Annotated in this window: 21 protein-coding genes and 1 rRNA gene; 14 read left to right on the top strand and 8 right to left on the bottom strand. The window is 71.3% G+C overall.

Annotation, left to right across the window (positions count from 1 at the left end; translation table 11 throughout):
• The first annotated feature begins 87 nt into the window (after positions 1 to 87).
• Positions 88 to 1,443: an extracellular catalytic domain type 1 short-chain-length polyhydroxyalkanoate depolymerase gene (locus A3CQ_RS0125935; protein WP_026206198.1), complete on the top strand. Its 1,356-nt coding sequence runs from the start codon at positions 88 to 90 to the stop codon at positions 1,441 to 1,443.
• Between the two features lie 94 nt (positions 1,444 to 1,537).
• Here the strand turns inward: A3CQ_RS0125935 and A3CQ_RS0125930 are convergent, their stop codons facing one another.
• The 3 genes from A3CQ_RS0125930 to A3CQ_RS0125920 are packed head-to-tail and all read right to left on the bottom strand — an operon-like array spanning position 1,538 to position 4,388.
• On the bottom strand, positions 1,538 to 2,602 hold the full coding sequence (locus A3CQ_RS0125930) for a hypothetical protein (protein WP_020513867.1): 1,065 nt from the start codon (positions 2,600 to 2,602) through the stop codon (positions 1,538 to 1,540).
• Positions 2,599 to 3,360 (bottom strand): TIGR03943 family putative permease subunit, encoded by a 762-nt coding sequence (locus A3CQ_RS0125925; RefSeq protein ID WP_020513866.1) that lies wholly within the window; start codon positions 3,358 to 3,360, stop codon positions 2,599 to 2,601. The genes A3CQ_RS0125930 and A3CQ_RS0125925 overlap by 4 nt, the downstream gene beginning before the upstream one ends.
• Complete coding sequence (locus A3CQ_RS0125920) at positions 3,357 to 4,388, bottom strand: permease (RefSeq protein ID WP_020513865.1); 1,032 nt, start codon at positions 4,386 to 4,388, stop codon at positions 3,357 to 3,359. The genes A3CQ_RS0125925 and A3CQ_RS0125920 overlap by 4 nt, the downstream gene beginning before the upstream one ends.
• Positions 4,389 to 4,512: 124 nt before the next feature.
• Between A3CQ_RS0125920 and A3CQ_RS0125915 the strand changes: the two genes are divergently transcribed.
• Entirely contained in the window at positions 4,513 to 5,655 is a 1,143-nt protein-coding gene (locus tag A3CQ_RS0125915; RefSeq protein ID WP_020513864.1) for a YibE/F family protein, read from the top strand.
• Here the strand turns inward: A3CQ_RS0125915 and A3CQ_RS0125910 are convergent.
• Both A3CQ_RS0125910 and A3CQ_RS0125905 read right to left on the bottom strand, forming a co-directional pair.
• Positions 5,588 to 6,745 (bottom strand): 4-hydroxybenzoate 3-monooxygenase, encoded by a 1,158-nt coding sequence (locus tag A3CQ_RS0125910; protein WP_020513863.1) that lies wholly within the window; start codon positions 6,743 to 6,745, stop codon positions 5,588 to 5,590. The two genes, A3CQ_RS0125915 and A3CQ_RS0125910, sit on opposite strands and share 68 nt — an antisense overlap.
• A 40-nt stretch (positions 6,746 to 6,785) precedes the next feature.
• Positions 6,786 to 7,529, bottom strand: a complete 744-nt coding sequence (locus tag A3CQ_RS0125905; RefSeq protein ID WP_020513862.1) for an IclR family transcriptional regulator — start codon at positions 7,527 to 7,529, stop codon at positions 6,786 to 6,788.
• Positions 7,530 to 7,596: 67 nt separating this feature from the next.
• On the opposite strand from A3CQ_RS0125905, the gene pcaH reads away from it, so the two are divergent.
• The 4 genes from pcaH to pcaDC are packed head-to-tail and all read left to right on the top strand — an operon-like array spanning position 7,597 to position 11,178.
• Positions 7,597 to 8,337, top strand: a complete 741-nt coding sequence (gene pcaH, locus A3CQ_RS0125900; protein WP_020513861.1) for a protocatechuate 3,4-dioxygenase subunit beta — start codon at positions 7,597 to 7,599, stop codon at positions 8,335 to 8,337.
• Positions 8,334 to 8,894, top strand: coding sequence for a protocatechuate 3,4-dioxygenase subunit alpha (gene pcaG / locus A3CQ_RS0125895; protein ID WP_020513860.1), 561 nt, complete (start codon positions 8,334 to 8,336; stop codon positions 8,892 to 8,894). Before pcaH ends, pcaG begins: the two co-directional genes overlap by 4 nt.
• On the top strand, positions 8,891 to 10,045 hold the full coding sequence (locus A3CQ_RS0125890; protein WP_020513859.1) for a lyase family protein: 1,155 nt from the start codon (positions 8,891 to 8,893) through the stop codon (positions 10,043 to 10,045). The genes pcaG and A3CQ_RS0125890 overlap by 4 nt, the downstream gene beginning before the upstream one ends.
• Entirely contained in the window at positions 10,039 to 11,178 is a 1,140-nt protein-coding gene (gene pcaDC, locus A3CQ_RS64355; protein ID WP_020513858.1) for a bifunctional 3-oxoadipate enol-lactonase/4-carboxymuconolactone decarboxylase PcaDC, read from the top strand. The genes A3CQ_RS0125890 and pcaDC overlap by 7 nt, the downstream gene beginning before the upstream one ends.
• A gap of 8 nt (positions 11,179 to 11,186) precedes the next feature.
• Here the strand turns inward: pcaDC and A3CQ_RS0125880 are convergent, their stop codons facing one another.
• Together A3CQ_RS0125880 and A3CQ_RS0125875 are read right to left on the bottom strand one after the other, a co-directional pair.
• Positions 11,187 to 12,785, bottom strand: a complete 1,599-nt coding sequence (locus tag A3CQ_RS0125880) for a methyl-accepting chemotaxis protein (RefSeq protein ID WP_020513857.1) — start codon at positions 12,783 to 12,785, stop codon at positions 11,187 to 11,189.
• Between the two features lie 49 nt (positions 12,786 to 12,834).
• The gene (locus tag A3CQ_RS0125875) at positions 12,835 to 13,803 is read right to left on the bottom strand and encodes a LysR family transcriptional regulator (protein ID WP_020513856.1); all 969 of its coding nucleotides are present in this window, start codon (positions 13,801 to 13,803) and stop codon (positions 12,835 to 12,837) included.
• Positions 13,804 to 13,919: 116 nt separating this feature from the next.
• On the opposite strand from A3CQ_RS0125875, the gene A3CQ_RS0125870 reads away from it, so the two are divergent.
• The 7 genes from A3CQ_RS0125870 (at position 13,920) to A3CQ_RS0125840 (ending at position 22,407) form a co-directional block, all read left to right on the top strand.
• Positions 13,920 to 15,050, top strand: a complete 1,131-nt coding sequence (locus A3CQ_RS0125870) for an FAD-dependent monooxygenase (protein WP_026206195.1) — start codon at positions 13,920 to 13,922, stop codon at positions 15,048 to 15,050.
• Positions 15,051 to 15,061: 11 nt separating this feature from the next.
• The gene (locus A3CQ_RS0125865; RefSeq protein WP_020513854.1) at positions 15,062 to 16,000 is read left to right on the top strand and encodes a VOC family protein; all 939 of its coding nucleotides are present in this window, start codon (positions 15,062 to 15,064) and stop codon (positions 15,998 to 16,000) included.
• Entirely contained in the window at positions 16,000 to 16,920 is a 921-nt protein-coding gene (locus A3CQ_RS0125860) for a fumarylacetoacetate hydrolase family protein (RefSeq protein ID WP_020513853.1), read from the top strand. Before A3CQ_RS0125865 ends, A3CQ_RS0125860 begins: the two co-directional genes overlap by 1 nt.
• The gene (locus tag A3CQ_RS0125855; RefSeq protein ID WP_020513852.1) at positions 16,920 to 18,065 is read left to right on the top strand and encodes an alpha/beta hydrolase family protein; all 1,146 of its coding nucleotides are present in this window, start codon (positions 16,920 to 16,922) and stop codon (positions 18,063 to 18,065) included. Before A3CQ_RS0125860 ends, A3CQ_RS0125855 begins: the two co-directional genes overlap by 1 nt.
• Complete coding sequence (locus tag A3CQ_RS0125850; protein WP_020513851.1) at positions 18,062 to 19,027, top strand: cyclase family protein; 966 nt, start codon at positions 18,062 to 18,064, stop codon at positions 19,025 to 19,027. The genes A3CQ_RS0125855 and A3CQ_RS0125850 overlap by 4 nt, the downstream gene beginning before the upstream one ends.
• A 188-nt stretch (positions 19,028 to 19,215) precedes the next feature.
• Positions 19,216 to 20,622: a phosphatase PAP2 family protein gene (locus A3CQ_RS62990; RefSeq protein WP_157296308.1), complete on the top strand. Its 1,407-nt coding sequence runs from the start codon at positions 19,216 to 19,218 to the stop codon at positions 20,620 to 20,622.
• 81 nt (positions 20,623 to 20,703) lie between these two features.
• Entirely contained in the window at positions 20,704 to 22,407 is a 1,704-nt protein-coding gene (locus A3CQ_RS0125840) for a SulP family inorganic anion transporter (protein WP_051115351.1), read from the top strand.
• Here A3CQ_RS0125840 and A3CQ_RS0125835 read toward each other — a convergent pair.
• Positions 22,404 to 24,008, bottom strand: a complete 1,605-nt coding sequence (locus A3CQ_RS0125835) for an amidohydrolase (RefSeq protein ID WP_026206193.1) — start codon at positions 24,006 to 24,008, stop codon at positions 22,404 to 22,406. The genes A3CQ_RS0125840 and A3CQ_RS0125835 overlap by 4 nt on opposite strands.
• A gap of 339 nt (positions 24,009 to 24,347) precedes the next feature.
• On the opposite strand from A3CQ_RS0125835, the gene A3CQ_RS0125830 reads away from it, so the two are divergent.
• Positions 24,348 to 24,458, top strand: a 16S ribosomal RNA gene (locus tag A3CQ_RS0125830); the annotation flags it as partial.

Below are 24,458 nucleotides of genomic sequence, written 5' to 3'. Positions count from 1 at the left end.
GGCGCGGCCACGGGACGTCACCCGTCCGGCGTCCCGTGGCCGCGTCATCCCCACCGTCCGACGCGAAACGCTCCCGAAGGACCAACCATGAAGAGATTGCTCGCCGCCTTCGCCGCGGCCGCGGCGGTCGTCCTCGGGCTGGTGGCCCTGCCCGCCTCGCCCGCCGCCGCCGCGTCGCTGACCGAGGTGACCGGCTTCGGCACCAACCCGACCGGCATCCGCATGTACCTCTACGTCCCCGACCGCCTCGCGGCCAACCCGGGCCTGCTCGTCGCGGTGCACTACTGCACCGGCTCCGGACCCGCGTTCTACTCCGGCACCGAGTTCCACACACTGGCCGACCAGTACGGCTTCATCGTCATCTACCCGTCGACCGTCCGGAACGGCAACTGCTGGGACGTCTCGAGCTCCGGCGCGCTGACCCACAACGGCAACAGCGACCCGGTCGGCATCGTGTCGATGGTCAAGTACGTCCAGTCGACGTACCACACCAACACCGCGCGCACGTACGTCACGGGCGCCTCGTCCGGCGGCATGATGACCAACGTCCTGCTCGCCGACTACCCCGACGTCTTCGCCGGCGGCGCCGCCTTCATGGGCGTGCCGGACACCTGCTTCGCCGCCAGCGCCGGGGACCCGAGCAACCCGGCCAACCAGGCCGGCTGGAACAGCGCCTGCGCCAACGGCCAGGTCAGCAAGACCGCGCAGCAATGGGGTGACGCGGTCCGCAACTCGTACCCCGGCTACTCCGGCGCCCGCCCGCGCATGCAACTGTTCCACGGCACCGCCGACACCACGCTGAACTACAACAACTTCGGCGAAGAGATCAAGCAGTGGACCAACGTGCTCGGCGTCAGCCAGACGCCGGTCCTGACCGACACGCCGCAGTCCGGCTGGACCCGCACCCGGTACGGGTCCAACACCACACAGGCCCCGGTCGAGGGCATCAGCGTCGCCGGAGTCGGCCACTCGCTGCCGCTCTCCGGCCAGGCGAAGATGGCGATCTCGTTCTTCGGCCTCGACGGCTCGTCGCCCACGACGCCGCCGACCACGCCGCCGACAACCCCGCCCACGACGCCCCCGACGACACCGCCGACCACCCCGCCCACGACGCCGCCGACCGGTGGCGCCTGCCGGATCAGCACGCAGGTCAGCGCCTGGAACACCGGCCTGACCGCGAACATCACCATCACCAACACGAGCTCGGCGGCGATCAACGGCTGGAGCCTGGCGTTCACGCTGCCCTCCGGCCAGAACATCACCAACGGCTGGAACGCCACCTACAGCCCGACGAGCGGCCAGGTCACCGCGAAGAACGTCAGCTACAACGGGTCGCTGCCGGCCGGCGGCTCGACGACGATCGGGTTCCAGGCCACGCACACCGGCAACAGCGCCGCACCCACCGGTTACACCCTCAACGGCACGGCTTGCACCACCGCCTGACCCGGTTCCACCGCCCGGTCAGCGCCGGCGTCGCCGCGGGGCTTCAGCTCCGCGGCGATGTCGCGCTTTCCTTGGCCGTACGGAGGTGACTTCCCTATGCCGTACGGAGGTCGAGCGCGTGCCACGTCACGTTGTCATCGTCGCCCGTGGACCACCAGAGCATCCCGCCGCCGGTGAACGCGCCGTCCACGTCCGCCGCGACCGTCACGGTCCGGCTCGTGGCCACGTCGTAGGCCAGCAGCGTCTCCCGCCCGGTCAGGTCCGAGTTCGGGCCGGGCTCGGACAGCAGCTCGAACCGGTCGAGCACCGCGACCTCGGTCACCGCCGAACGCGCCGTGCCACCGGCGATCCGTCGCCGGCCCGTTCCGTCGGGACGCACGAGGTCGATCCGGGCCGGACCGTCCTGGCTCGTCCCGACCACCAGGCACCAGACCGGCGCGCAGGTCGTGATCACCGGGCCGCCGACGGCCACGTCGGTGTCCCGCCTGGTTTCCAGGTTGCGCAGTCGCCGGTCCTGATCGTCGACCAGCCAGGGCCACGCCGACATCGCCCACTCGCCGGGCTCGGTGCGCACCGACACCGCGCCTCCGGTCAGCGGCACCGACCGGATATCGGTGGACTTCGGGGTCCGGGACGCGGCCGCCCAGTGCACCCGGCCGCCGGCGATCGCCAGGTCGAACTCGGTGCCGTAGAACAGCGCGTCCCCGGTGTCGGCGGTGAGCAGCCGCGCGGGCCCGCCGGCGCGGCCGGCGTGCCAGATCCGCACCCGGCCGCCACCGTCGGCCGACTCGGTCCACACCAGGTCGTCCCCGGCCGCCGTCACCGCCTCGAACTGCGGGTTCGAGCCGAGCGGCAGCCGCCGCAGCTCGCGCAGCCCGCGGCCGTCCTTGAGCAGCAGCCGCACCCAGCGCGCGTCGGGGGTGGGCGCCGTACCCAGCACCGTCGCCGGGTCGAGGAACAGCAGCGGGGTCAGGAGCGGGCCGTCGGGCAGCGCCGGGTCGAGATCGGCCCGCTTGGCGTGCGGCCACGCCTTCGCGGCATCGATCCGACCGGCCGGGGCCGCCGCCGGCTTGGCCGCCGGTCCCGCGACGAGCAGCGCGGCACCGGCGCCGACGGCCACCACGAGGCTGACCACGCCGCCGGTGTGAGCGGGCGTCACGAGTACGGCTGCTTGGGCTCGGGGACCTCCTGCCAGGACGTCACCTCGACGTAGGCGACGTCGACGTCGTTGACCGGGTCCTTGGCGCGGTGGGGCGAGTAGACCCCGGTCACCTCGACCCAGGCGTCGGCCGGGACCTCCAGCGGCACCTTCCCGGTCATGCCCACCTTGATCGGGCGGCCGTCGGCGGCGCAGCAGGTCAGTACGATCCGGGCGAGCATCGGGCTGCCGTCGGACGCCGGCGTGATGAAGCCGGTCAGCCGCAGGTTGCGGCCGGTGAGGCTCTTCCCGTCGTCGAACAGCGCGCGGGACGCGTAGTCGAGCAGGCCGACCGGGGCCGGGTCGCCGGGCGGCAGCGGCGGATAGTCCGAGTCGGACGCGGGGGCCGCGCTCACGCTGCCGGCCTGCCCGGCGGCGAACGAGCCCAGCGCCGGCGGCGCCACCAGCAGCAGGCCGAGCACGGGCAGGATGAGCAGCCAGCCCACCCGCGGCTCGTGATGGCCCTGCCCGTGGCCGTCGTCGTCCCCCGGGGCACCGGAGGCCGGCGCGTCGTGCTCGTGATGATCGTCCGGCGTCTCGCCCTCGCGCAGCGAATACCACAAGGTGGCCAGGGCGGCCGCGATCAGCAGGACACCGGCGGCGATCAGGAAGGGGCGCAGGCCTTCCTTGACGTAGCGCAGGTAGAGGTCGGTCAGGGAGGCGCGCAGGATCGCGCCCCCGAACAGCAGCAGGACCACCGCCTGAGTCAGCCGGCTCACAGCAGGACCGCCCCGGTGGCCGCGCCGACCAGGATGGCGGCGGCGAACGTCGTGGGGGCGAACCGCAGCATGAAGCGGCGGCCGAAGACGCCGGTCTGCATGGCGATCAGCTTGAGGTCGACCATCGGGCCCACCACCAGGAACACCAGGCGCGACGTCAGCGAGAACTGCGACAGCGAGGCGGCCACGAAGGCATCGGCCTCGCTGCAGATGGACAGCAGCACCGCCAGCACCGCCAGGGCCAGGATCGACAGCACCGGGTTCTCGGCGAGGCGCTGCAGCCAGGAGCCGGGGACCAGCACGTTGATGGTGGCGGCGGCCGCGGCGCCCATCACGAGGTACCCGCCGGCGTGCATGACGTCGTGCCGGATCGCCGACCAGAAGGCCGGGAACTTGGACTTGCCGTCGAGGTCGGGGCGGTGCGGGAGGCGGATCCACTCGGCCTTGCCGACGCGCAGCCACAACCAGCCCATCGCCACCGCGACCACCAGGCTGGCGGCGCCGCGACCGACGACCATCTCGGGACGGCCGGGGAACGCCACCGCCGTCGCGGTCAGCACGATCGGGTTGATGGCCGGTGCGGCCAGCAGAAACGCCAGCGCGGCGGCGGGCGTGACGCCGCGGCGGATCAGGGAGCCCGCGATCGGGACGCTGCCGCACTCGCAGCCGGGCAGCACCACGCCGGCCAGGCTCGCGGCGGGAACGGCCAGCGCGGGATGGCGGGGCAGCGCCTTGGCCCAGAACGAGCGAGGGACGTAGACCGCGATGATCGCGGAGAGGACCACCCCGAAGACGAGGAACGGCACGGCCTGGACCAGCACCGAGACGAAGACCGTCGTCCAGGTCTGCAGGCGCGCGCCGGTGAACTGGCCGGCCAGCCAGCCGCGCAGGAGCACGAGCAGCACGAGCAGCGCGGCGAGCACCTCGAGGGAGCCGATCCGGCGCGTACGACGGCGCGGGGCCGGCGGCGGCGCCGGTGCCGGCGCGGACCAGTCGATCTCCTCGTCGCTGAGGCGGGTCTGGCTCAAGGATCACTCCCCACAGGATGGGCAGCGACCACCTTAACCGTGGCGGCGGGTCCGGACGAGACCGGGCTGAGCTGCGCATATGTTCATTTGTTGATAGGTGGGGGCCGGGCATAGCGTCGCGGGCTTGAGCCACACGCACGAGGCGCCGAAGGCCCGGACCCCGCGGCTGCTGGCCGCGGTGCTGATCCCGGCCGCGGTGGCCACGCTCGTCGCGATGATCGTGCTGTGGCCGGGACACGTGAAAGCGACTCCCGCCCCGGCCACCGGCGAGCGCGCGCTCGGCACGGTCACCGCGATCGCGGGATCGACCGCTACCGTGCGGGTGACCGACGGCCCGGGCCAGGGCACCGAGACCACGGTGGACGTCCCGGCCGGACCGGGCGCGCCGGAGCTGAGCAGCGGCGACGACGTGGTCCTGCTGTACGCCCCGGACGCCGTGCCCGGTGGGCATCCCTACACGGTCGTCGACCACCAGCGGGCCGGGCCGACGATCTGGCTGGCGCTGGCCGCCGTCCTGGCCGTGCTCGCCTTCGGCCGGCGGCTCGGGCTCACCTCGCTGGCCGGCCTCGCCGTGAGCTTCGCGATCCTGCTGCTGTTCGTCGTGCCGGCCATCCTCGACGGGGAGAACCCGCTGCTCGTCGCCGTCGTGGGCTCGGCCGCCATCATGTTCGCCGTCCTCTACCTGACCCACGGCTTCTCCGCGCACACCTCGGTCGCGGTGGCCGGCACCCTCGCGAGCCTCGTGCTGACCGGCCTGCTCGGAGCCGGCTTCATCGCCGCGCTGCACCTGACCGGCGTGGCCGGCGACGACGACGCGTTCCTGGCCGCGACCAGGGGAAACATCGACATGCGAGGTCTGCTGCTGGCCGGCATCGTGATCGGCGCGCTGGGCGTGCTCGACGATGTGACCGTCACCCAGGCCGCCGCGGTCGCGGAGCTCGCGCCGGCCACGACCGACGGCCTCTACCGGGCCGCCAGTCGCATCGGCCGGGCGCACGTCGCCTCCGCCGTCAACACTCTGGTCCTCGCGTACGCCGGAGCCTCGTTGCCCTTGATCTTGCTCTTGGCCACCGACGGCCGACCGGCCGGGCAGGTGCTGACCGGCGAGCTGCTCGCCCAGGAGGTGCTGCGCAGCGCGGTGGGCACGATCGGGCTGGTCGCCTCCGTCCCGATCACCACCGCGCTGGCCGTGGCGGTCGCTAGAAACCGATCGGCAGGCCCGCGTAGTTCTCGGCGAGGCCCGTTGCCCCGGCACTCGAGGACGTGACCCACCGCAGCTGGGAGAGCTGCAGCTGGGCATCGAACGGGTCGCCGCCGGTGTGCAGCATGGTCGTCATCCACCAGGAGAAATGCGTGCAGCGCCAGACTCGGCGGAGCGCGTCGTCCGAATAGGAGTCGGCGAGGGACGGGTCGTTCTCCTTGAATTGCGCGATGAGCGCCGTGGCCAGCAGCGAGACGTCGGCTATCGCCAGATTGAGGCCCTTCGCGCCGGTCGGCGGCACGATGTGCGCGGCGTCGCCGGCCAGGAACAGGCGGCCGTGCCGCATCGGGGTCTGCACGTAGCTGCGCATCGGCAGGACGCTCTTGTCGGTGATCGGGCCGGGCGTGAGCTTCCAGCCGTCGTGCCCGTGGCCGAGCCGCAGCGCCAGCTCCTCCCAGATCCGGTCGTCGGACCAGGAGGCCGGGTCGGTGCCGTTCGGAACCTGCAGGTAAAGGCGGCTGACCGTGGGGGAGCGCATCGAGTGCAGGGCGAACCCGTTCGGGTGCCAGGAGTAGATGAGCTCGTCGGTCGAGGGCGCCACGTCGGCGAGGATTCCCAGCCAGGAGTACGGGTACGTGCGCTCGAACGTCTCCGACGGAACGGCGTTGCGGCTGGGCCCGAACGAGCCGTCGCAGCCCGCGATCGCGTCGGCGTCGAGGCGCTGCGGCCGGCCGTCGCTGTCGACGTAGGTGACATGGGGCCGGGAGGTCTCCACGTCGTGGAGCGTGGTCTCGGTGACCGAGTAAAACACCTGGGCCGTTCCGGCCGTGACGAGGTCTTTCTGTACTTCGGTCTGACCATAGACCCACACCGTACGGCCGGTCAGGTCGACGAAATCGAGATGGTGCCGCTCGCCGGGCCAGTTCAGGTAGATCCCGCGGTGCTCGTGCCCCTCGGCGCGCAGCCGGTCGCCCAGGCCCACCTCGGTGAGCAGGTCGACGCTCGACTGCTCGAGGATGCCGGCCCGGATGCGGGACGCGACGTACTCCTGCGACCGCGTCTCGACGACCACCGAGTCGACGCCGCCGCGGGCGAGCAGGTGGGAGAGCAGCAGACCGGCCGGGCCGGCGCCGATGATGGCGACCTGGGTACGCATGCCACCAGCCAACCCGCCCGGACCCGGGACCGGCAACCCTCTATTTCCATTCAACGGAAGTCAGCGTCCGGGTGATCCCCTGCGCCGCGACCTGGAGCGCCGACACCAGGCGCGCCCGCTCCCGCCGCAGGTCGGGCACCACGATGCCGAGCGCGGCGACCACCTCGCGGTCGGCCCCGCGCACCGGCACCGCCACCGAGCAGGCGCCCAGGCTCATCTCCTCGCCGGTGGTGGCGTAGCCGTCGGCGCGGACCCGGCGGATCTGGTCGAGCAGGCGGGCGGGCTGGGTGATCGTGTACGCCGTGACCCGGGTCAGGTTGCCCAGCACCTCGGTGAGGACCTCCTCCGGGCCGTACGCGAGAAGCACCTTGCCGACCCCGGTCGCGTGCATCGGCAGCCGCGACCCGATCTTGCTGACCACCGGCACCGAGTCGTGCCCGGAGAGCCGGTCGATGTAGAGCACCTCGGTGCCGTCGCGCACCGCCAGATGCACCGTGGCCAGCGTGGCGCCGTACAGGTCGTGCAGGAACGGCGACGCCGCCTGGCGCAGCCCGGCCTGCACCGGGGCGAGCAGCCCGAGGTCCCACAGCCGGCGCCCGATCACGTACTCGCCGGAGTCGAGCCGGGCCAGCGCGCCCCACCGGTGCAGCTCGCCGACCAGCCGGTGGGCGGTGGCCAGCGGCAGGCTCGACCGCCGGGCCAGGGCGCTGAGGGTGAGCGCGCGGTGGTCCGTGTCGAACGCGCCGAGCAGATCGAGCGCGCGGGAGGTGACGCTGGCGGACATGACCAACCTTCCGGTGGATGGAAGGCAAGTATCGCGAACCGCCGGCCCGGGGCATAGCGTCGGTTCGGTGACCACCCAGGCGGACATCGACCGCGAGATCCAGGCGGGCCTGGACTCGTCGAGGGAGCATCAGCCGCGCCTCGACTACCCGGCCTATCGCAGCAGCATCCTGCGCCACCCCACCAAGGCGTTGCAGCCGGTCGACCCGGAGGGCGTCGAGCTGTGGGCGCCCTGTTTCGGCCACTCCGACGTGGGCGAGGCCGAGGCCGACCTCACTATCCAGCACTCCGGGGAGCCGCAGGGCTCGCGCATCACCGTGAGCGGCCGGGTCCTCGACGGCGACGGCCGCGCGGTCCCGCACCAGCTCGTGGAGATCTGGCAGGCGAACGCGGCCGGCCGCTACGCGCACCTGCGCGACCAGCACCCGGCCCCGCTCGACCCGAACTTCAGCGGTCAGGGGCGCTGCCTCACCGACGCCGACGGGTGGTACAAGTTCACGACCATCCAGCCGGGGCCGTACCCGTGGCGCAACCACCTCAACGCGTGGCGGCCGGCGCACATCCACTTCTCGCTGTTCGGCACGGACTTCACCCAGCGCCTGGTCACGCAGATGTACTTCCCGGGCGATCCGCTCTTCCCGCTCGACCCGATCTTCCAGTCGGTGACCGACCCGAAGGCGCGGGAGGCGCTGATCGCGACCTACGAGCACGACCTGACCAGCCCGGAGTTCAGCCTCGGCTACCGTTGGGACATCGTGCTGACCGGCAGTCACCGCACCCCGCTCGACACCGATGAGGAGCTCGCGTGAGCGCCGCGCCCGGACAGACCGTCGGACCGTTCTTCCATCTGGGTCTTCCGTACGAGGGTGGGAATGACCTCGTGCCACCCGGGCGGGCGGGCGCGATCCGGCTGCACGGCCGGGTGCTCGACGGGGACGGCGTGGCGGTGCCCGACGCGATGATCGAGATCTGGCAGGCCGACCCGGACGGCAAGGTGTGCCGGGTTCCGGGATCGCTGCGCCGCGACGGGTGGACGTTCACCGGATTCGGCCGCGCCGCCACCGACGCCGACGGGCACTACTGGTTCTCGACCGTCGAGCCGGGGGAGACCCAGCCCGGCCGGCCGCCGTTCTTCGCGGTCACCGTCTTCGCCCGCGGGCTGCTCGACCGGCTGTTCACCCGCGCCTACCTGCCCGACCCCGACGTCTACGGCGCCGATCCGCTGCTCGGGGCGGTCGCGCCGGCCCGGCGGCACACGCTTGTCGCCACGCGCGACGAGCAGGGCCTGGTCTTCGACATCCACCTGCAGGGGCCGCGCGAGACGGTCTTCCTCAGCTTCCCGAAACACCGCGGCGTCTGGGCATGACTGACCTGCTCTGGCCGGGCGACGCGCGCGCCGGCGACCTTTTCACCGACCAGAGCATCGTGTACGCGATGGTGCGCGTCGAGGAGGCGTGGCTGGCGGCGCGCGGCCATCCGGCTTCCCTGTCGGCGCCGGTCGACGCGTCGGCGCTCGCGGACGCGGCCGAGGACGGCGGGAACCCGGTCATCCCCCTGCTCGCGTGGCTCCGCGCGCACAACCCCGCGGTCGCCGACCGGCTGCACACGGGCCTGACCAGCCAGGACGTCCTGGACACGGCACTGGTCCTCAACCTCCGGGCCGCGTCCGCAGAAGTCACGAAAAATCTGAATAAACAGGTTGAGGCGCTCGCGGCTCTGGCCGAGCGGCACCGCGGCACGCGGATGGCCGCCCGCACCCTCACCCAGCACGCCATCCCCACCACCTTCGGCCTGAAGGCGGCCACCTGGCTGCACAGCGTCCTCGACGCCCGCGACACGCTCTCCGGCGCGGCCGACCTCCCCGTCCAGATCGGCGGGGCGGCCGGCACCCTGGCCGCGCCCACCGCCCTGGCCGGGGACGACCCGGCGGCGGCCCTGGCGCTGGTCGCCGCCGCCGCCGAGCGCCTCGGCCTGCCGGTCCGGCCGCCCTGGCACACCGCCCGGGCCCCCTTCACCCGCGTGGCCGACGCCCTGGTGACCTGCACCGACGCCTGGGGCCGGATAGCCAACGACGTGCTGCTCGGCAGCCGGCCCGAGGTGGGCGAGCTTCTAGAGCCGGCCAAGGAGGGCCGGGGCGGTTCTTCCACGATGCCGAACAAGCAGAACCCGGTCCTCTCCGTCCTGATCCGGCGGGCGGCGCTGGCCGCGCCACCCCTGGCCGCCACCCTGCACACCGCCGCCGCCGACGCGGTCGACGATCGCCCCGACGGTTCCTGGCACGTGGAGTGGGCAACCCTGCGTACCCTGGCCCGCCGGACGGTGGTGGCCGCCTCCCAGACCACCGAGCTGCTGGAGGGACTGCGAGTGGATTCCGAGCGCATGGCGGCCACGCTGGTGGCGGCCCGCCCCGGCATCGACGCCGAACGCCGCAGCACCGGCGGCGCCGAGCCCTACCTGGGCGCGAACGACCTGCTCATCGACGCCGCGCTGGCCCGGGCCCAGGGCAAGCCGTGCTGACCCCGGTCGTCCTTCACGACGCGCCCGGCCGGCCGTTGTTGCTGCTCGGGCCCTCGCTCGGGACGTCGGTGGAGACGCTCTGGTCCCGCTGTGCCGCCCTCCTGCGCGGCGGGTATCACGTCGTCGGCTGGGACCTGCCCGGTCACGGCCGCAGCGCCCCCGCCGCGGCCGGCTTCGGCATCCCCGGTCTGGCCAAGGCCGTGCTCGAGCTGGCCGACCGGATCCGCCCGGAAGCGTCGTTCCACTACGCCGGGGACTCGGTCGGCGGAGCGGTGGGCCTCCAGCTCATGCTCGACACCCCGCATCGCGTCACGGCGGCCGTGCTGCTCTGCACGGGCGCGAAGATCGGGGAGAGCGCCGGCTGGCGGCAGCGGGCCGAGACGGTCCGGGCCGACGGCACCCAGGCGGTCGTGGCCGGCTCGATCCAGCGCTGGTTCTCGCCCGGCTTCCCCGAGCGCGAGCCCGAGGTGACCGAGGAGCTGCTCGGGGCGCTGCGTGCCGCCGATCCCGAGAGTTACGCCCTGGTCTGCGAGGCCTTGGCGACCTTCGACGTACGGGATCGCCTCGCCGGCATCAAGATCCCGGTGCTCGCCGTCGCGGGCGCCGACGACCAGCCCGCGCCGCCCGCCGGCCTCGCGCTGATCGCCGAGTCCGTGCGCGACGGCCGCCTCGTCGTGCTCGACGGCGTGGCGCACCTGGCCCCGGCCGAGAGTCCCGCCGAGGTGGCGGCCCTCATCGACGAGCATTTCGCCGGCCGCCGCACGGTCGACGACGTGCGCGCCGCGGGCATGGCCGTCCGCCGGGCCGTCCTCGGCGACGCGCACGTCGACCGGGCGGTTGCCGGCACCACCGGCTTCACCCGGGATTTCCAGGAGCTCATCACCGCGTACGCGTGGGGGGAGATCTGGACCCGCCCCGGCCTGGACCGCCGCAGCCGCTCGATGATCACCCTGACCGCGCTGGTGGCCCTCGGCCACCAGGAGGAGCTCGCGATGCACGTGCGGGCGGCGCGGACGAACGGTCTGACCGTCGACGAGATCAAGGAAGTGCTGCTGCAGGCCGCGATCTACTGCGGCGTGCCGGCCGCGAACACCGCGTTCCGCATCGCCCAGCGCGTCCTCGACGAGGAGTGACGGCGCGGTCAGACGCGGAACTGGCCGACCAGCACGCGGAGGTCCTTGCTCAGCTCGGAGAGCTCCTGCGTGGCGGACTGGATGTCGATGACGCCGTCGGCGGTCGTCTGGGCGCCGCTGGAGATGGTGGCGATGTTGGAGGCGATGTCGGCGGAGCTGGTCGTGGACTGGCTGATGGTCTGAGCAATGCCGTCGGTGGTCGCGGTCTGTTCCTGGACCGCGCTGGCGATCGTCTCCTGGAAGCCGCCCAGGCGGCCGGCAATCTCGACAATCTCGCCGATCGCCGCGGTGGCCATCGACGTGTCCTGTTGGATGGTCTGAACCTTCGCGGTGATGTCGTCCGTCGCGGTCTCGGTCTCCTGGGCCAGTTCCTTGACCTCGCCGGCCACGACGGCGAAGCCCTTGCCCGACTCCCCGGCGCGGGCGGCCTCGATGGTGGCGTTCAGCGCGAGCAGGTTGGTCTGCTGGGCGATCGCCGTGATGGCCTTGACGATCTCGCCGATCTGCTGGCTGGAGTCGGCGAGCCGGATGATCACGTCCTGGGTGGCGCGGGCGGCGGTGAGGCTCTGCTCGCAGACCTTGGCCGCCTCCGCCGACGTGCCGGCGATCTTCTGCAGGGAGCCGCCCATCGAGGAGGTTCCGGCGGCGACCGTACGGACGTTGGTCGCCACCTCGTCGGCGGCCTCCACGACCTGACCCGACTGCACGGACGTCGCCTTGGCGCTCACCATGATCTGGATCGCGGTCGTGGTGAGCGTCTCGCTGGCGTGCGTCACGGTCGCGGCCGAGTGGGCGATCTCCCGTACGGTGGCGGCGATCTTCTCGACGAACAGGTTGAAGGACCGGGCGACGTCCGTGAACTGGTCGTGCCCGGTCGTGTCCAGCCGGCGGGTCAGGTCGCCCTCGCCCTCGGCGATGTCGGCGAGGCGGTCCCCGAGCGCGCTCAGCGGCCGGATGATCGACAGCGACAGCACGACGGCCAGCGCGACCGCGACCAGCAGCGCCAGCGAGCCCACCAGGTTGGCGACGTGACCGGTCCGGGTCGCGGTGCGGTCGGCGCGGTCGTGCGCGGTGGCCTCGTGCTGCCGTGCACCGGCCAGCAGCCGGTCGACGCCGCCGGCGATGACCGCGTACAGGTCGAGGCCGGGCCCGGCGACCAGGTCGTTGGCCTTGTCGACCTGCGACTTCGTGCCCGCCCGGTAGGCGGCGATGACCTGTTTGTCCATGTCCTGGAACTTGGCGAACGCGTCCCGGATGGTCGTCACGTCGGCCTGGTCGGCGTCGGTCAGCGGGAGCGCGGCCAGCGTGTCGATCTCGTGCGTGAAGCTGTCCATCGACTCCAGGAAGGCGGCCCGCTCGGGCGCGGTGTCCGCGGTGGCGTTGTTGGCGCCGCGCAGGATCTCGAAGGCGTACCCGGCCTGCCAGCCGCTCACGTCGGTGACCCGGAACTTCAGCTGGTGCGCCGCCTCGAGCTGCGCCTGCGCCCGGGCCAGCGCCTGGGCCGTGGCCCGCGTGCTGTTCGCCGACCAGATCGCGGCGATCCACATCGCCACCACGCACAACGCGAGGATCAGGAACCCGGCGACCAGGCGTGTGGTCACCCGCATCCGCCGAAGCATGTTCACGTCTGGTCTCCGCCCGCAGGACCCGTGGAGTTCAGCCTATCGGGTCAATTCCGGCGAAATCCTCAGATCGGGAAGACGCGACCGCCAATTCGCGGCCGGCCTCGGCGAGCACGCCGCGCAGCCAGACGTGGGCGGGGTCGTTCGAGTAGATCGGGTGCCACCAGAACGCCTCGGCCAGCGGGACCACATCAAAAGGGCACTTCAGCACGCGTACGCCCGCTGGTTCTGCCAGACGGCCGGCGAGACGCGCCTGCAGAAGGGCGACCCGCCGGGTGCCCGCGACCAGGAACGGCATGGGCAGGAAACCGTCGGCGACCACCTCGACGCGCGGCTCGATGCCGAGCAGCCTCAGCTGCTGCGCGGCCGGCGCGAACGCGGTCCGCAGGTTGTAGAGCACGACCCAGGGCAGCTCGGCCAGCAGCTCCAGCGTCAGTTCGGCGCCGACGGCGTCGTTGTCCCGCGAGACGATGCAGACCCACCGGTCCTCGTAGAGGTCGACGAACGGGATGTCGGTCAGGAAGCCGTGCGGCAGCAACAGGCCGTCGGCCGTCCGCAGGGTGTCCGCCGCGTGGTCCACTGTGTACGGCGTCGTCTGCTGCAGGCGCAGCCGCACTCCCGGCGAGGCCTCGGCCAGGCGGCGCGCGATCAGCGGCCCGAGCACGGTGGCCGCGTAGTCCGAGGTGATGACGGTGAACTCGCGCTCCATCGTGGACGGATCGAAGTCCGGGGTCACGTCGAAGACCCGCCGCACGCCGGCCAGCGCCGGCCCGGTCAGCGCCAGCAACTGCGCCGCCAGCGGAGTCAGCTCGTAGCGGTTGCCGGTCCGGGCCAGCAGCGGGTCGCCGAAATGGCGCCGCAGCCGGGCCAGGGCGGCGCTCACGGCCGGCTGGCTGACCCCGAGCGCCTCGGCGGTGCGCGTCACGTTCCGCTCGCGCAGCAGGGCGTCCAGCGTGACCAGCAGGTTCAGATCGAGGTTCGCGAGCATCCGGTCGACCGGCACCGCCGAAGTATAAGCACCGCTGATGGCTCGCATCAGTGGTTGGGCCTTTCCTGATGACGGCGCGGCGACGGACAGTGGTCGCAGTCACATCGCCCGGCAACAGAGGGGAAACGATCGTGCCCGCCGTCCGCAATGTTCTCGTGGTCGGCGGCGGTGCTGCCGGCGCCGCCGCCGCGATCCTGCTCGCCGAGGGTGGCGTCTCGGTCGAGCTCATCGACATCAAGCCCGACATCCCGGCCCTGGGCTCCGGGATCACGCTGCAGGGCAACGCGTTGCGGGTGCTCCGGTCGCTCGGCGTCTGGGATCGGATCCGGTCGCAGGGGTACGCGTTCGACACGCTCGGGCTGCGCGCACCGGACAGGACTGGCACCCTGATCGTCCAACTGGATGACATTCGGACCGGCGGACCTGACCTGCCGGCCACGCTCGGCATGTACCGGCCCGCGCTCGCGAAGATCATGCTGGAGCGGGCGGCCGCGGCCGGCGTCAAGATCCGGTTCGGGACCACGTACACCTCGCTGGACCAGGACGAGAACGGCGTGGCGGTCACCTTCGCCGACGGCTCCTCGGGGCGCTACGACCTGGTGATCGGGGCCGACGGGATCCGGTCGTGGACGCGCCGGATGCTGGGCATCCATCTCGCGACGTCAAGTGTGGGCATGGGCATCTGGCGCGCCTTCACCGCGCGGCCGGCGAGCGTCACCCGCACCGACCTCTTCTACGGCGGGCCCAGCTACATCGCCGGTTACTGCCCGACCGGGGAGGACACCCTCTACGCGTACGTGGTGGAGGACGCCCAGGACCGCAGCACGCTGTCCCCGGTGGAGTCGCTCGGCGTGCTGCGCTCGCTGTCTGAGGCGTACCACGGGCCGTGGGACGACATCCGCGCGACGCTGACCGATCCGTCCCGCGTGAACTACACGTGGTTCGAGAGCCACCTGCTCGACGGGCCCTGGAACCGCGGCCGGGTCGTGCTGATCGGCGACGCCGCGCACGCCTGCCCGCCCACGCTCGCCCAGGGCGCGGCGCAGGCCCTCGAGGACGCGTCGGTGCTCGCCGAGCTGCTGCTGGTCCGCGACGCGCTGGACGACTCGCTGTGGCGGTCGTTCACCGAGCGGCGCCTCGGGCGCGCGAAGACCGTCGTCGAGGGCTCGCTGCAGCTGTGCCGCTGGCTGCTCGACCACGAGCGCGGCGACGTGCCCGGCCTGATGGGCCGGATCTCCCACCTTCTGATGCAGCCATCTTAGGGAACGCCTTCATGAAAGAGCGACTGATCACCCATCTGCGGCACGTCGACTTGGCCGTGCCCGACTACGACAAGCAGTTCGAGTTCTACACGACGATGTGGGGCCTCACCCCCGCGATCACGGACGAGGGAATCGCGTTTCTCGCGGCCGCGGGAAGTCCGGAACAATATTCCGTACGCCTTCGTCGCGCGGCCGAAAAGCGGCTGGACCTCATCGCGTTCGGGGCGTCGACTCCCGACGATGTCGATGCGCTCGCCGAGCGGCTGGCGGCCGACGGCGTCCAGCTCGTCACCTCACCGAGCAAGATGCAGACCCCGGGCGGCGGCTACGGATTCCGGTTCTTCGACAACGACGGGCGCACGGTCGAGGTCTCGGCCGAAGTCGAGGTGCGCGCCCACCGCAAGGTCGAGGCCGGCGAATCGGTGCCGGTGAAGCTGTCGCACGTCGTCATCAACTCGCCGAACCCGGAGGCGACGGTCGCCTTTTACGAGAGGCACCTGCGGTTCGCGCTCTCGGACACGCTCATGCACCCGCGCATGGGCTCGATGATGTGGTTCCTGCGCACCAACCGCTTTCACCACAGCCTCGCGATCGCGCGCGGGCCGCATGTCGCGCTGCACCACGCGTCGTTCGAGATGCGCGGCATCGACGAATACATGCGTGGCACCGGGCGGCTGCTGCGGGCCGGCGTGGAAAAGGTGTGGGGACCCGGGCGGCACATGGCCGGCAACAACACCTTCAGCTACTTCCTCGACCCGCACGGGAACACCGTCGAATACACGACCGAGCTGGAGCAGCTGGACGAGGACACCTGGCATCCGCATCTCTACGACTTCTCCGATCCCATGGTCTCCGACCAGTGGGGGACCGCGAACCCGATGAACGAGCTCGTGGCTCGGCAGTCGTTCAACGACCCCGACCGCGGCGTCTTCGTCGCTCCGCCGGTCTGATGCGGCTCGCCACGTTCTCGCATGCCGGCCGGGTATCGGCCGGCGTGGTCGATTCCTCGCAGATGCGCCCGTTCGCCGGTGGCCTGTCGGTGCGCGATGCGGTGGGCCTCGGAGTCGCCGCAGCTTCCGCGCTCGACCTGCTTCCGGGCGTACCTCGGAAAGAAGTGCAATTGCTCGCGCCGCTGCAACCGGCCTCGATCCGCGACTTCGTGGCGTTCGAGGAGCACGTGGCGGGAGTGCGGCGCAGCATCGACGGCCGCGGCGGGGTTCCCGATGCCTGGTACGACGCGCCGGCCTTCTATTTCACGAACCCGCACACGCTGCTCGGGCCGGACGCCGACGTGCCGTTCCCGGCGGCCGCGGTGGCCCGCGATTTCGAGCTCGAGGTGGCGGCCGTGGTCGGGCCGGACGCGACGATATTCGGGTACACGATCTTCAATGACTGGTCGGCGCGGGATCTGCAGAGCCGGGAGATGCGGGTCAATCTCGGACCGGTCAAGGGAAAGGACTTCGCCGGCAGCCTCGGGCCGTGGCTGGTCACCGCCGATGAGCTGTCCGGGTTCGCGGACGCCGACGGCTTCCTGGAGTTGGAATGCACGGCCTCGGTGAACGGCGTCGAGGTCGGGCGGGATCTGCTGTCGCACATGGGCTGGACGTTCGAGACCCTGCTCGCCTACGCGGCCCGGGACAGCCGGGTCGTCGCCGGTGATGTGCTCGGCTCGGGAACGGTCGGGAACGGCGGTTGTCTCGCCGAGCTGTGGGGCCGGAACGGCACGCAGGAACCGCCGCCGCTGCGCGATGGCGACGTGGTGACCCTGACCGTTCAGGGCATCGGCAGCCTTTCGAACCGGGTCGTCTCCGCGCCGCCGGCCGCGCCGATTCCGGCCTTTCGCCGCTCACTCGGAAAGGTGAATCCCTGATGTTCGAGTACTTTCCCGGCAATTACGTCTGGAATCTCGGCGTGGTGGCCGCGCTCAACAGCGGCGGGCTCATCGACGAGGTCGACCGGGCGTGCCGGCCGATCCGGGATCTGGCCGCCCGGGGCTCCGACGTGGGCACCGGGGCGCTGATGGCGTCGTGGACCGCCGTCGTGGACGACCTCGTCGCGCAGGCGTCGGCCGATCTCGCGGCCGGGCACCGGCGGGCCGCCGGGCAAAGGTATTTCCGGGCCACGAATTACCTGACCCAGGCCGAGCGGATGCAGAGCGCGCACGCGCCGGGGCGGCGGGCGGTCTATCAGCGCTGCCTCGACCTCATGCAGAACACGTTCGACCTCCTCGACCCGGGCACCGTTCGCGTCGCGATCCCGTTCGAGGGCACGACCCTGCCGGCCTACTTCATGTCTGCCGGTCCCGGCACGCCCTGCGTGATCATGTGGAACGGCCTCGATTCGACCAAGGAGCACATGTACGTCTCGGGGTTCCCGCAGGAACTGCGGGCGCGGGGGATCTCGACGCTGATGGTGGACTGCCCGGGCAGCGGGGAGGCGCTGCGCTTCGGCGGCCTGACCGCGCGGGTCGAGACCGAGGACTGGGCCGCCGCGTGTGTCGACCATCTGCTCGAACGCGGCGGGGTGGATGCGTCCCGGATCGGTCTGGTCGGCTGGTCGCTCGGCGGCTATTACGCGCCGCGGGCCGCCGCCTTCGAGAAGAGGCTGGCGCTGTGCGTGGCGTGGGGCGCCAACCACAACTGGGGCGAGGTGCAGCTGCGGCGGCTCGAGCGGGAGGGGGAGAACCCGGTTCCGCACTACTGGGACCACGTCATGTGGGTGTGGGGCGCGCCCGACCTCGACACCTTCATCAAGGCGGCCGCTTCCGTGCACCTGGACTGCGTCGTCGAAAAGATCACGGTGCCGTTCCTGATCGCGCACGGGGAGAACGACCGGCAGATCCCTTTGAAGTACGCGCATCGCTCCTACGAGCAGGCGACCGGGAGCCCGCGCCGGGAGCTGCGGATATTCACGCCCGCCGAGGGTGGGGCGGAGCACATCGGGTTGGACCATCTGCCGCACGTGAGCGTCTTCATCGCCGACTGGATCGCCGACCGCTTCGGGACGACCGCATGACCGGACTGGATCGTTCCGATCCGGAGGGGGCGATCGCGGCCGCGGCCGGGCGCAACTCCAACTGGGGCCGGTGGGGCGGTGACGATGTACGGGGAACGATGAATTTTCTGACCCCGGCTCATCGGCGCGAGGCGGCGGCCCTGATCCGGCGCGGTGTGTCGTTCTCGCTCGCGCAGTCCTTCGACATGGATGGACCACAGAAGGGCTGGCGGCGCCGGACCAATCCGGTGCACACGATGCTCGACACCGGCACCGACGCGGCGGCCGGGATCCAGGGTTTCCCGCACGGCATCGGCGGCGCCGACGACGTGATCGCGATGCCGCTGCAGTGCTCGACGCAGTGGGACGGGCTCGGGCACATCTTCGACCACGGCCACAGCTGGAACGGCCGCCTGGCCGCGGATACCGTCACCAGCCTCGGCGACAACACCACCGGCATCGAGACGGTCGCCTCGGTGATCGCCGGCCGAGGCGTCCTGCTCGACGTCGGCCGCTGCCTCGGAATGGGCGGCGAGCTGCCGGACGGGTTCGCGGTCACCGCCGCGCACCTGGAGGAGACGATCGCCCGCCAGGGCTCGGCGGTGGGGCGGGGCGACATCGTCGTCGTCCGCACCGGCCAGCTGTCCCGGTGCCGCCGCGAGGGCTGGGGTGACTACGCGGGCGGTCCCGCCCCCGGCCTGTCGTTCACCACCGCGGACTGGCTGCACGACACGGAGATCGCCGCGATCGCCACCGACACGTGGGGCTTCGAGGTGCGGCCGAACGAGTTCGACGACGCCTTCCAGCCGTTGCACCAGGTGGTGATCCCGCACATAGGTCTGTTCATCGGCGAGATGTGGGACCCGGACGCCCTGGCCGTCGACTGCGCCGCGAGCGGCGTCTACGACTTCTGGCTGACCGCGGCCCCGCTCCCGATCACGGGTGCCGTCGGCTCACCCATCAACCCGATCGCCGTCAAATAGCCGCGGCTGCTGCCCCGCCCCGTCCTGCGGGTGAACTGCGGGCGGACGGGGGGTTGCTGTGAGCGGGCTGAGAAGGTGATCCAGTTCTCACGCCAGGTGTGTGCGCATTGAGCAAGATCTGAACAATCCTTGAAGCCGGACTGCCGGCCAACGGGGCGCCTGCCGGTCCGAGGCCCGGGGAGGTGCAGATGAGCGGGAAACCGTCAGCGTCGCCGGTGGTAACCACCGCTCCTCCCGGCTCGTCCTCCGCCCGCTCGTCCTCGGTGCGGCGCGCGGTCCGCGAGATCGTCTTCGTGGCCGTCCTGTTCCTGGCCTACAAGCTGGGCCGCCTCCTGGTCGAGGGCCACGTCGGCGACGCGCTGACCAATGCTCAGAACGTCTGGGACTTCGAACGGTTGGTCCATCTGCCCAGCGAGGCGTCGCTCCAGGCCACCGTGCTCGCTCACACGTTCTGGATCCACGTAGCCAACAGCTTCTACGCCTACGTCCACTTCCCGGCGACCGCCGCCGCCCTGGTCTGGCTCTACGTGAAGCGCCCCGAGATCTACCTCTGGTTCCGCCGCACGCTGGCCTCCGTGACCGCCCTGTCCCTGGTGATCCACGCCCTGTTCCCCCTGGCGCCCCCGCGCATGCTGACCACGGCCGGCATGGTCGACACCGGCCACATCTACGGCCCCTCGGTCTACGGCTCCCCGTCGACCGACACCCTGAGCAACCAGTACGCCGCCATGCCCTCCCTCCACGTCGGCTGGGCCCTGGCAGTAGCGATCGCCCTGATAGCCGCCACCCGCTCCCGCTGGCGCTGGTTGTGGCTCGCCCACCCGGTCGCCACCCTGCTGGTAGTGGTGGTAACCGGCAACCACTACTGGCTGGACGCGATAGCAGCCGTGGCCCTGCTGGCCCTGGTCCTGGCGGTGGTGACTCCGTTGTCCCGCCAGTCCCTGACCGCCAGGCCCGCCCTCCGTCCTCGGCCAAACCCCGTCCCAACACCGAGACGCCCGGTCCCGCTCGCAGGTCAGACCATCGCGTCGATTAGGCCTGCCGTCTCGCTCGCAGGTCAGACCATCTCGCCAGAGCCGACCGCGTCAGCGCGATCGGCGCCTGGCGACCCGACGCCGGCCAGTCGGGGCGCTTCGCTCCCTGCCGTTCCGAGTGCTCCCGTCCCGCGGGAAGCCGTCCCGCCCGCTGGTGTCCCGCCCGCTGCCGTCCCGCCCGTTGCCGTCCCGCCCGCTGGTGTCTCGCCCGTTGCCGTCCCGCCTGCTGCTGCCCCGCGCCCTGCCGTCCAGCGGCCTGCGATTCCGCGGCAGCGGGGTTCGGAACGGAACCAGCCGTTCCACTCGCCGATCCCGGAGCTGCTCGACGTGGAACGGAACCAACCCTTCCGTTCGGGCCGCCGGGACGGGGAGGCGGCCGACCGGAAAGGGGCGTCGGCCGGGCGGGAGGCCGCGTCGGCCCGGCGGGAAGGTGGGGTGGCTGGGGGTGTCTCGCGGTCGGGCGGTGTGGATCCGATCGTGGGGTGGAATCTGGTCGCGGTGGGGCGGGCCGTGGACGGGCGGTCGGCGGGCGGTGGCGCTGAGCACCGGCGTGGGCGGTGACGGTGCTCTTGGCGTACGGACGCAAAAAGCCACCCTGCGGGGGTGGGTCGCTCAGGGCGATTGTCACGTAGTTTTCTGGTCGTGATCGATATTCGTGGGTGGGTGCCGGGCATCCGGACCGTCACCACCTACAAGGTCTCGTGGCTGCCTCGCGATCTGGTGGCCGGGATCGTGCTGACCACGCTGCTCGTGCCGCAGGGCATGGCCTACGCCGAGCTCGCGGGGCTGCCGGCGATCACCGGGCTCTACACGTCGATCCTCTGCCTGCTCGCGTACGCGGTCTTCGGGCCCTCGCGGATCCTGGTGCTCGGGCCGGACTCGTCGCTCGGGCCGATGATCGCGGTGGTGCTGGTCGGTTCGCTCGGCGCGGGGGCGGATCCGGCGGAGGCGGTGGCGCTCGCCTCGGCGCTCGGACTGCTCACGGGTGTGCTGCTCGTGCTGGCCGGCGTGGCCAAGCTGGGGTTTCTCGCCGACCTGTTGTCGCATCCGACACAGGTGGGCTATCTGAACGGTCTCGCGCTGACCATCCTCGTCGGGCAGCTGCCCAAGCTCTTCGGCTTCTCCGTCGACGGGGAGGGGCTGATCGCCGAGGCCAAGGGATTCGTCGAGGGCATCGCGGACGGGAAGATCGTGCCGGCCGCGCTGGTGATCGGCCTGTTCGGGCTCGCGGTCATCGTGGGGCTGCGGCTGTGGCTGCCGCGGGTGCCGGGTGTGCTGATCGCGGTCGTGCTGTCGATCGCGGCCGTGCCGGTGTTCGGGCTCGAGGACCGGGGGGTGGACCTGGTCGGGTCGCTCCCGCAGGGGTTCCCGCCGTTCACGGTGCCTGCCTTCTCATTCTCCGACCTGGGTGTTCTCGCGGCCGGCGCGCTCGGGATCACGCTGGTCTCGCTGACCGACACGATCTCCACGGCGTCGGCGTTCGCGGCGCGCACGGGGCAGGAGGTGCGCGGCAGCCAGGAGATGGTCGGCATCGGCGCGGCCAACGTCGCGGCCTCGTTCTTCCAGGGCTTCCCGGTCAGCACCAGCGGGTCGCGCACCGCGGTCGCCGAGCAGGCCGGCGCGCGTACGCAGGTGACCGGGGTTGTCGGCGCGGTGGCGATCAGCCTGTTGCTGCTGTTCGCGCCGGGGCTGCTACGGGATCTGCCGCAGCCGACGCTCGCGGCCGTCGTGATCGCCGCGGCACTGTCGCTGGCCGACCTGCCCGCGATGACGAGCCTGTGGCGGCGCCGGCGCGTCGAGTTCGGCCTCGCGGTCGCGGCGTTCCTGGGAGTGGCGGTTCTCGGGGTGCTACCGGGCATCGGGATCGCGGTCGGATTGTCGGTGCTCAATGTGTTCCGGCGGCTCTGGTGGCCGTATCAGGCGGTGCTCGGGCGGGCCCACGGCGTCAGCGGCTATCACGACGTCAGCGTCTATCCGGACGCGGAGCGGATGCCCGGGCTGCTGCTGTTCCGGTTCGACGCTCCGCTGATTTTCGCGAACGCCCGCGTGTTCCGGGATCGGATCCGCGAGTTCGCCCGGACCGAGCCGGAGCTCAAGTGGATCGTAGTCGCCGCCGAGCCGATCACCGATGTCGACACGACCGCCGCCGACGTGCTCGAGGAGCTCGACCAGGAGCTGAACGAGCAGGGAATCAGCCTCGTCTTCGCCGAGATGAAGAGCCGGGTGCAGGAGAAGATCGTCCGGTATCAGCTGACCAAGACGATCGACCCCGAGCATTTCTACCCGACCGTCGAGGACGCGGTGGCCGCCTATCGCCAGCAGACCGGCGCGGAGTGGAACGTCTAAACGGCCCGGCCATCCACGAACGTCATTTCCACCCGGGCGTCCCCGATCTCTGTCGTCGGGCCGGCGAAGATGTCGCGGTCCAGGACGATCACGTCGGCGCGGAATCCGGGACGGATGCTTCCGGTGTCGTCGAGGTGATTCACGTACGCCGATCCGGCCGTGTACGCCGTCAACGCCGTACCCAGATCGAGGGCCTGTTCGGGCAGGAATCCGTCGGCATTGTCGCCGTGATGGACCCGGTTGACCGCGACATGAATGCCCTGCAGCGGATCGGGCGTGCTCACCGGCCAATCGCTGCCACCGGCCAGGCGCGCGCCCGAGCGATGCAGATCGCCGAACGGGTATTGCCAACCGGCCAGCGCCGGATCCAGGAACGGAATGGTCAGGTCGTCCATCTGCGGCTCGTGCGCGGCCCAGTACGGCTGCATGTTCGCGGTGGCATTGAGCGCCGCGAATCGCTTCACGTCATCGGGGTGTACGACCTGCAGGTGCGCCAGGTGCGGGCGGGTGTCCTTCGCGCCGTTCGCCCGCCGGGCCGCCTCGACCGCGTCGAGCGCGTTCCGCACCGCCCGATCGCCGAGGGCGTGAAAATGCGGCTGAAAATCAAGGGCATCAAGCATTCGCACGTACGTCGGGAGCTGCTCCGGATCGATGAAGGACAACCCGCGATTGGTGGTCACGCAGCCGCACGAATCGCGGTACGGCTCGGTCAGCGCGGCCGTGAAGTTCTCGGCGATACCGTCGAGCATCAGCTTCACGGTGTTGCAGCGGAGCCGGCCGGTGGTGAAGCGCTCGCGTTTGGCCTCCAGATCGGGGATCTGCTCGGCGCCGAGATCCCGGTCCCACCAGAGCGCGCCGATGACGGTCGCGGTCAACTGGCCGGTGACGGCGGCGGTGAGATACGCGTCGGAGATGTCGTCGTAGCCGTTGGTGGCGCAGACCATGGCGTCCTGCCAGGCCGTGATGCCGAGCGAGTGCAGCAGCCGCTGGGCGCGCAGAAGGCCCTCGAGCCGGACCTCGGGCGTGGTGGGCGGCACGTACACCAGATCCATGGCGCCCTCCTGGAGGGCGCCGATCGGCTCGCCGGTCGTGGTGCGGTCGATGCGGCCGTTCGCCGGGTCGGGGGTGTCGGCGGTGATGCCGGCCAGCTCGAGCGCGCGGGAGTTGACCCAGGCGGCGTGATGGTCCCGGTTGATCAGATAGACCGGGCGGTCGGCGACCACACGATCGAGGAGCGCCTTGTCGGGTACGCCGCCCTCGAAGCTCTCCATAGACCAGCCGCCGCCGACGATCCACTCGGCGTCAGGATTGCCGTCCGCGTAGGCGACGATGCGGCGCAGGTACTCGTCGAGGTCGACGGTGCCGGTGAGGTCGCACTGGCCGAGCTCGACGCCGCCCATCACGGCGTGGATGTGCGCGTCCTGGAAGCCGGGCAACAGGAGGCGGCCGCGGAGGTCGACGACCTCGGTGCCGGGGCCGGTCAACTCCTTGACCTCGGTGCCCACGGCGACGATCCGGCCGCCGCGGACGGCCACCGGGTCGGTGCGGCGGGCGCCGTCGGTGAACACCGGTCCGCCGTGGAAGACGAGGTCGGCTTGCATGGTCACGCTCCTCTTGGTCACACCTGCGGGTGAGCCTAGCGGCGGGACGGGGGCCGATTTGGCGCTCCCGGCGGCGGGCTGTAGTGTTCTACGAGCCGCCAGGGAGACGGGCGAGCGATTCGGAGGCCTTCGGGCCGCCGGAGCGGCCGTCCTGGAGGCAACCCCGGGGAAATGGCGCGGCGACGAGTCGCGTACAGTTTCGGGTGTGGTTGTTCTTTGAGAACTCAACAGGGTGCTTGTAAAGCCAGTGCCAATTGTTTTATACCCTGGCCGGTTTGTTCCGGCTTGGATTCCTTTGGCAACATTTGTTTGTTGCCGGGACGATTGTTCAACAGGTTTTTGTTGGAGAGTTTGATCCTGGCTCAGGACGAACGCTGGCGGCGTGCTTAACACATGCAAGTCGAGCGGAAAGGCCCTTTCGGGGGTACTCGAGCGGCGAACGGGTGAGTA

Origin of the sequence: Paractinoplanes globisporus DSM 43857 (assembly GCF_000379645.1) — a bacterium.
Taxonomy (GTDB): Bacteria; Actinomycetota; Actinomycetes; order Mycobacteriales; family Micromonosporaceae; genus Actinoplanes; species Actinoplanes globisporus.
Note: the sequence above shows the minus strand (reverse complement) of the source record. Positions and strands in the feature narration are given on the sequence as shown.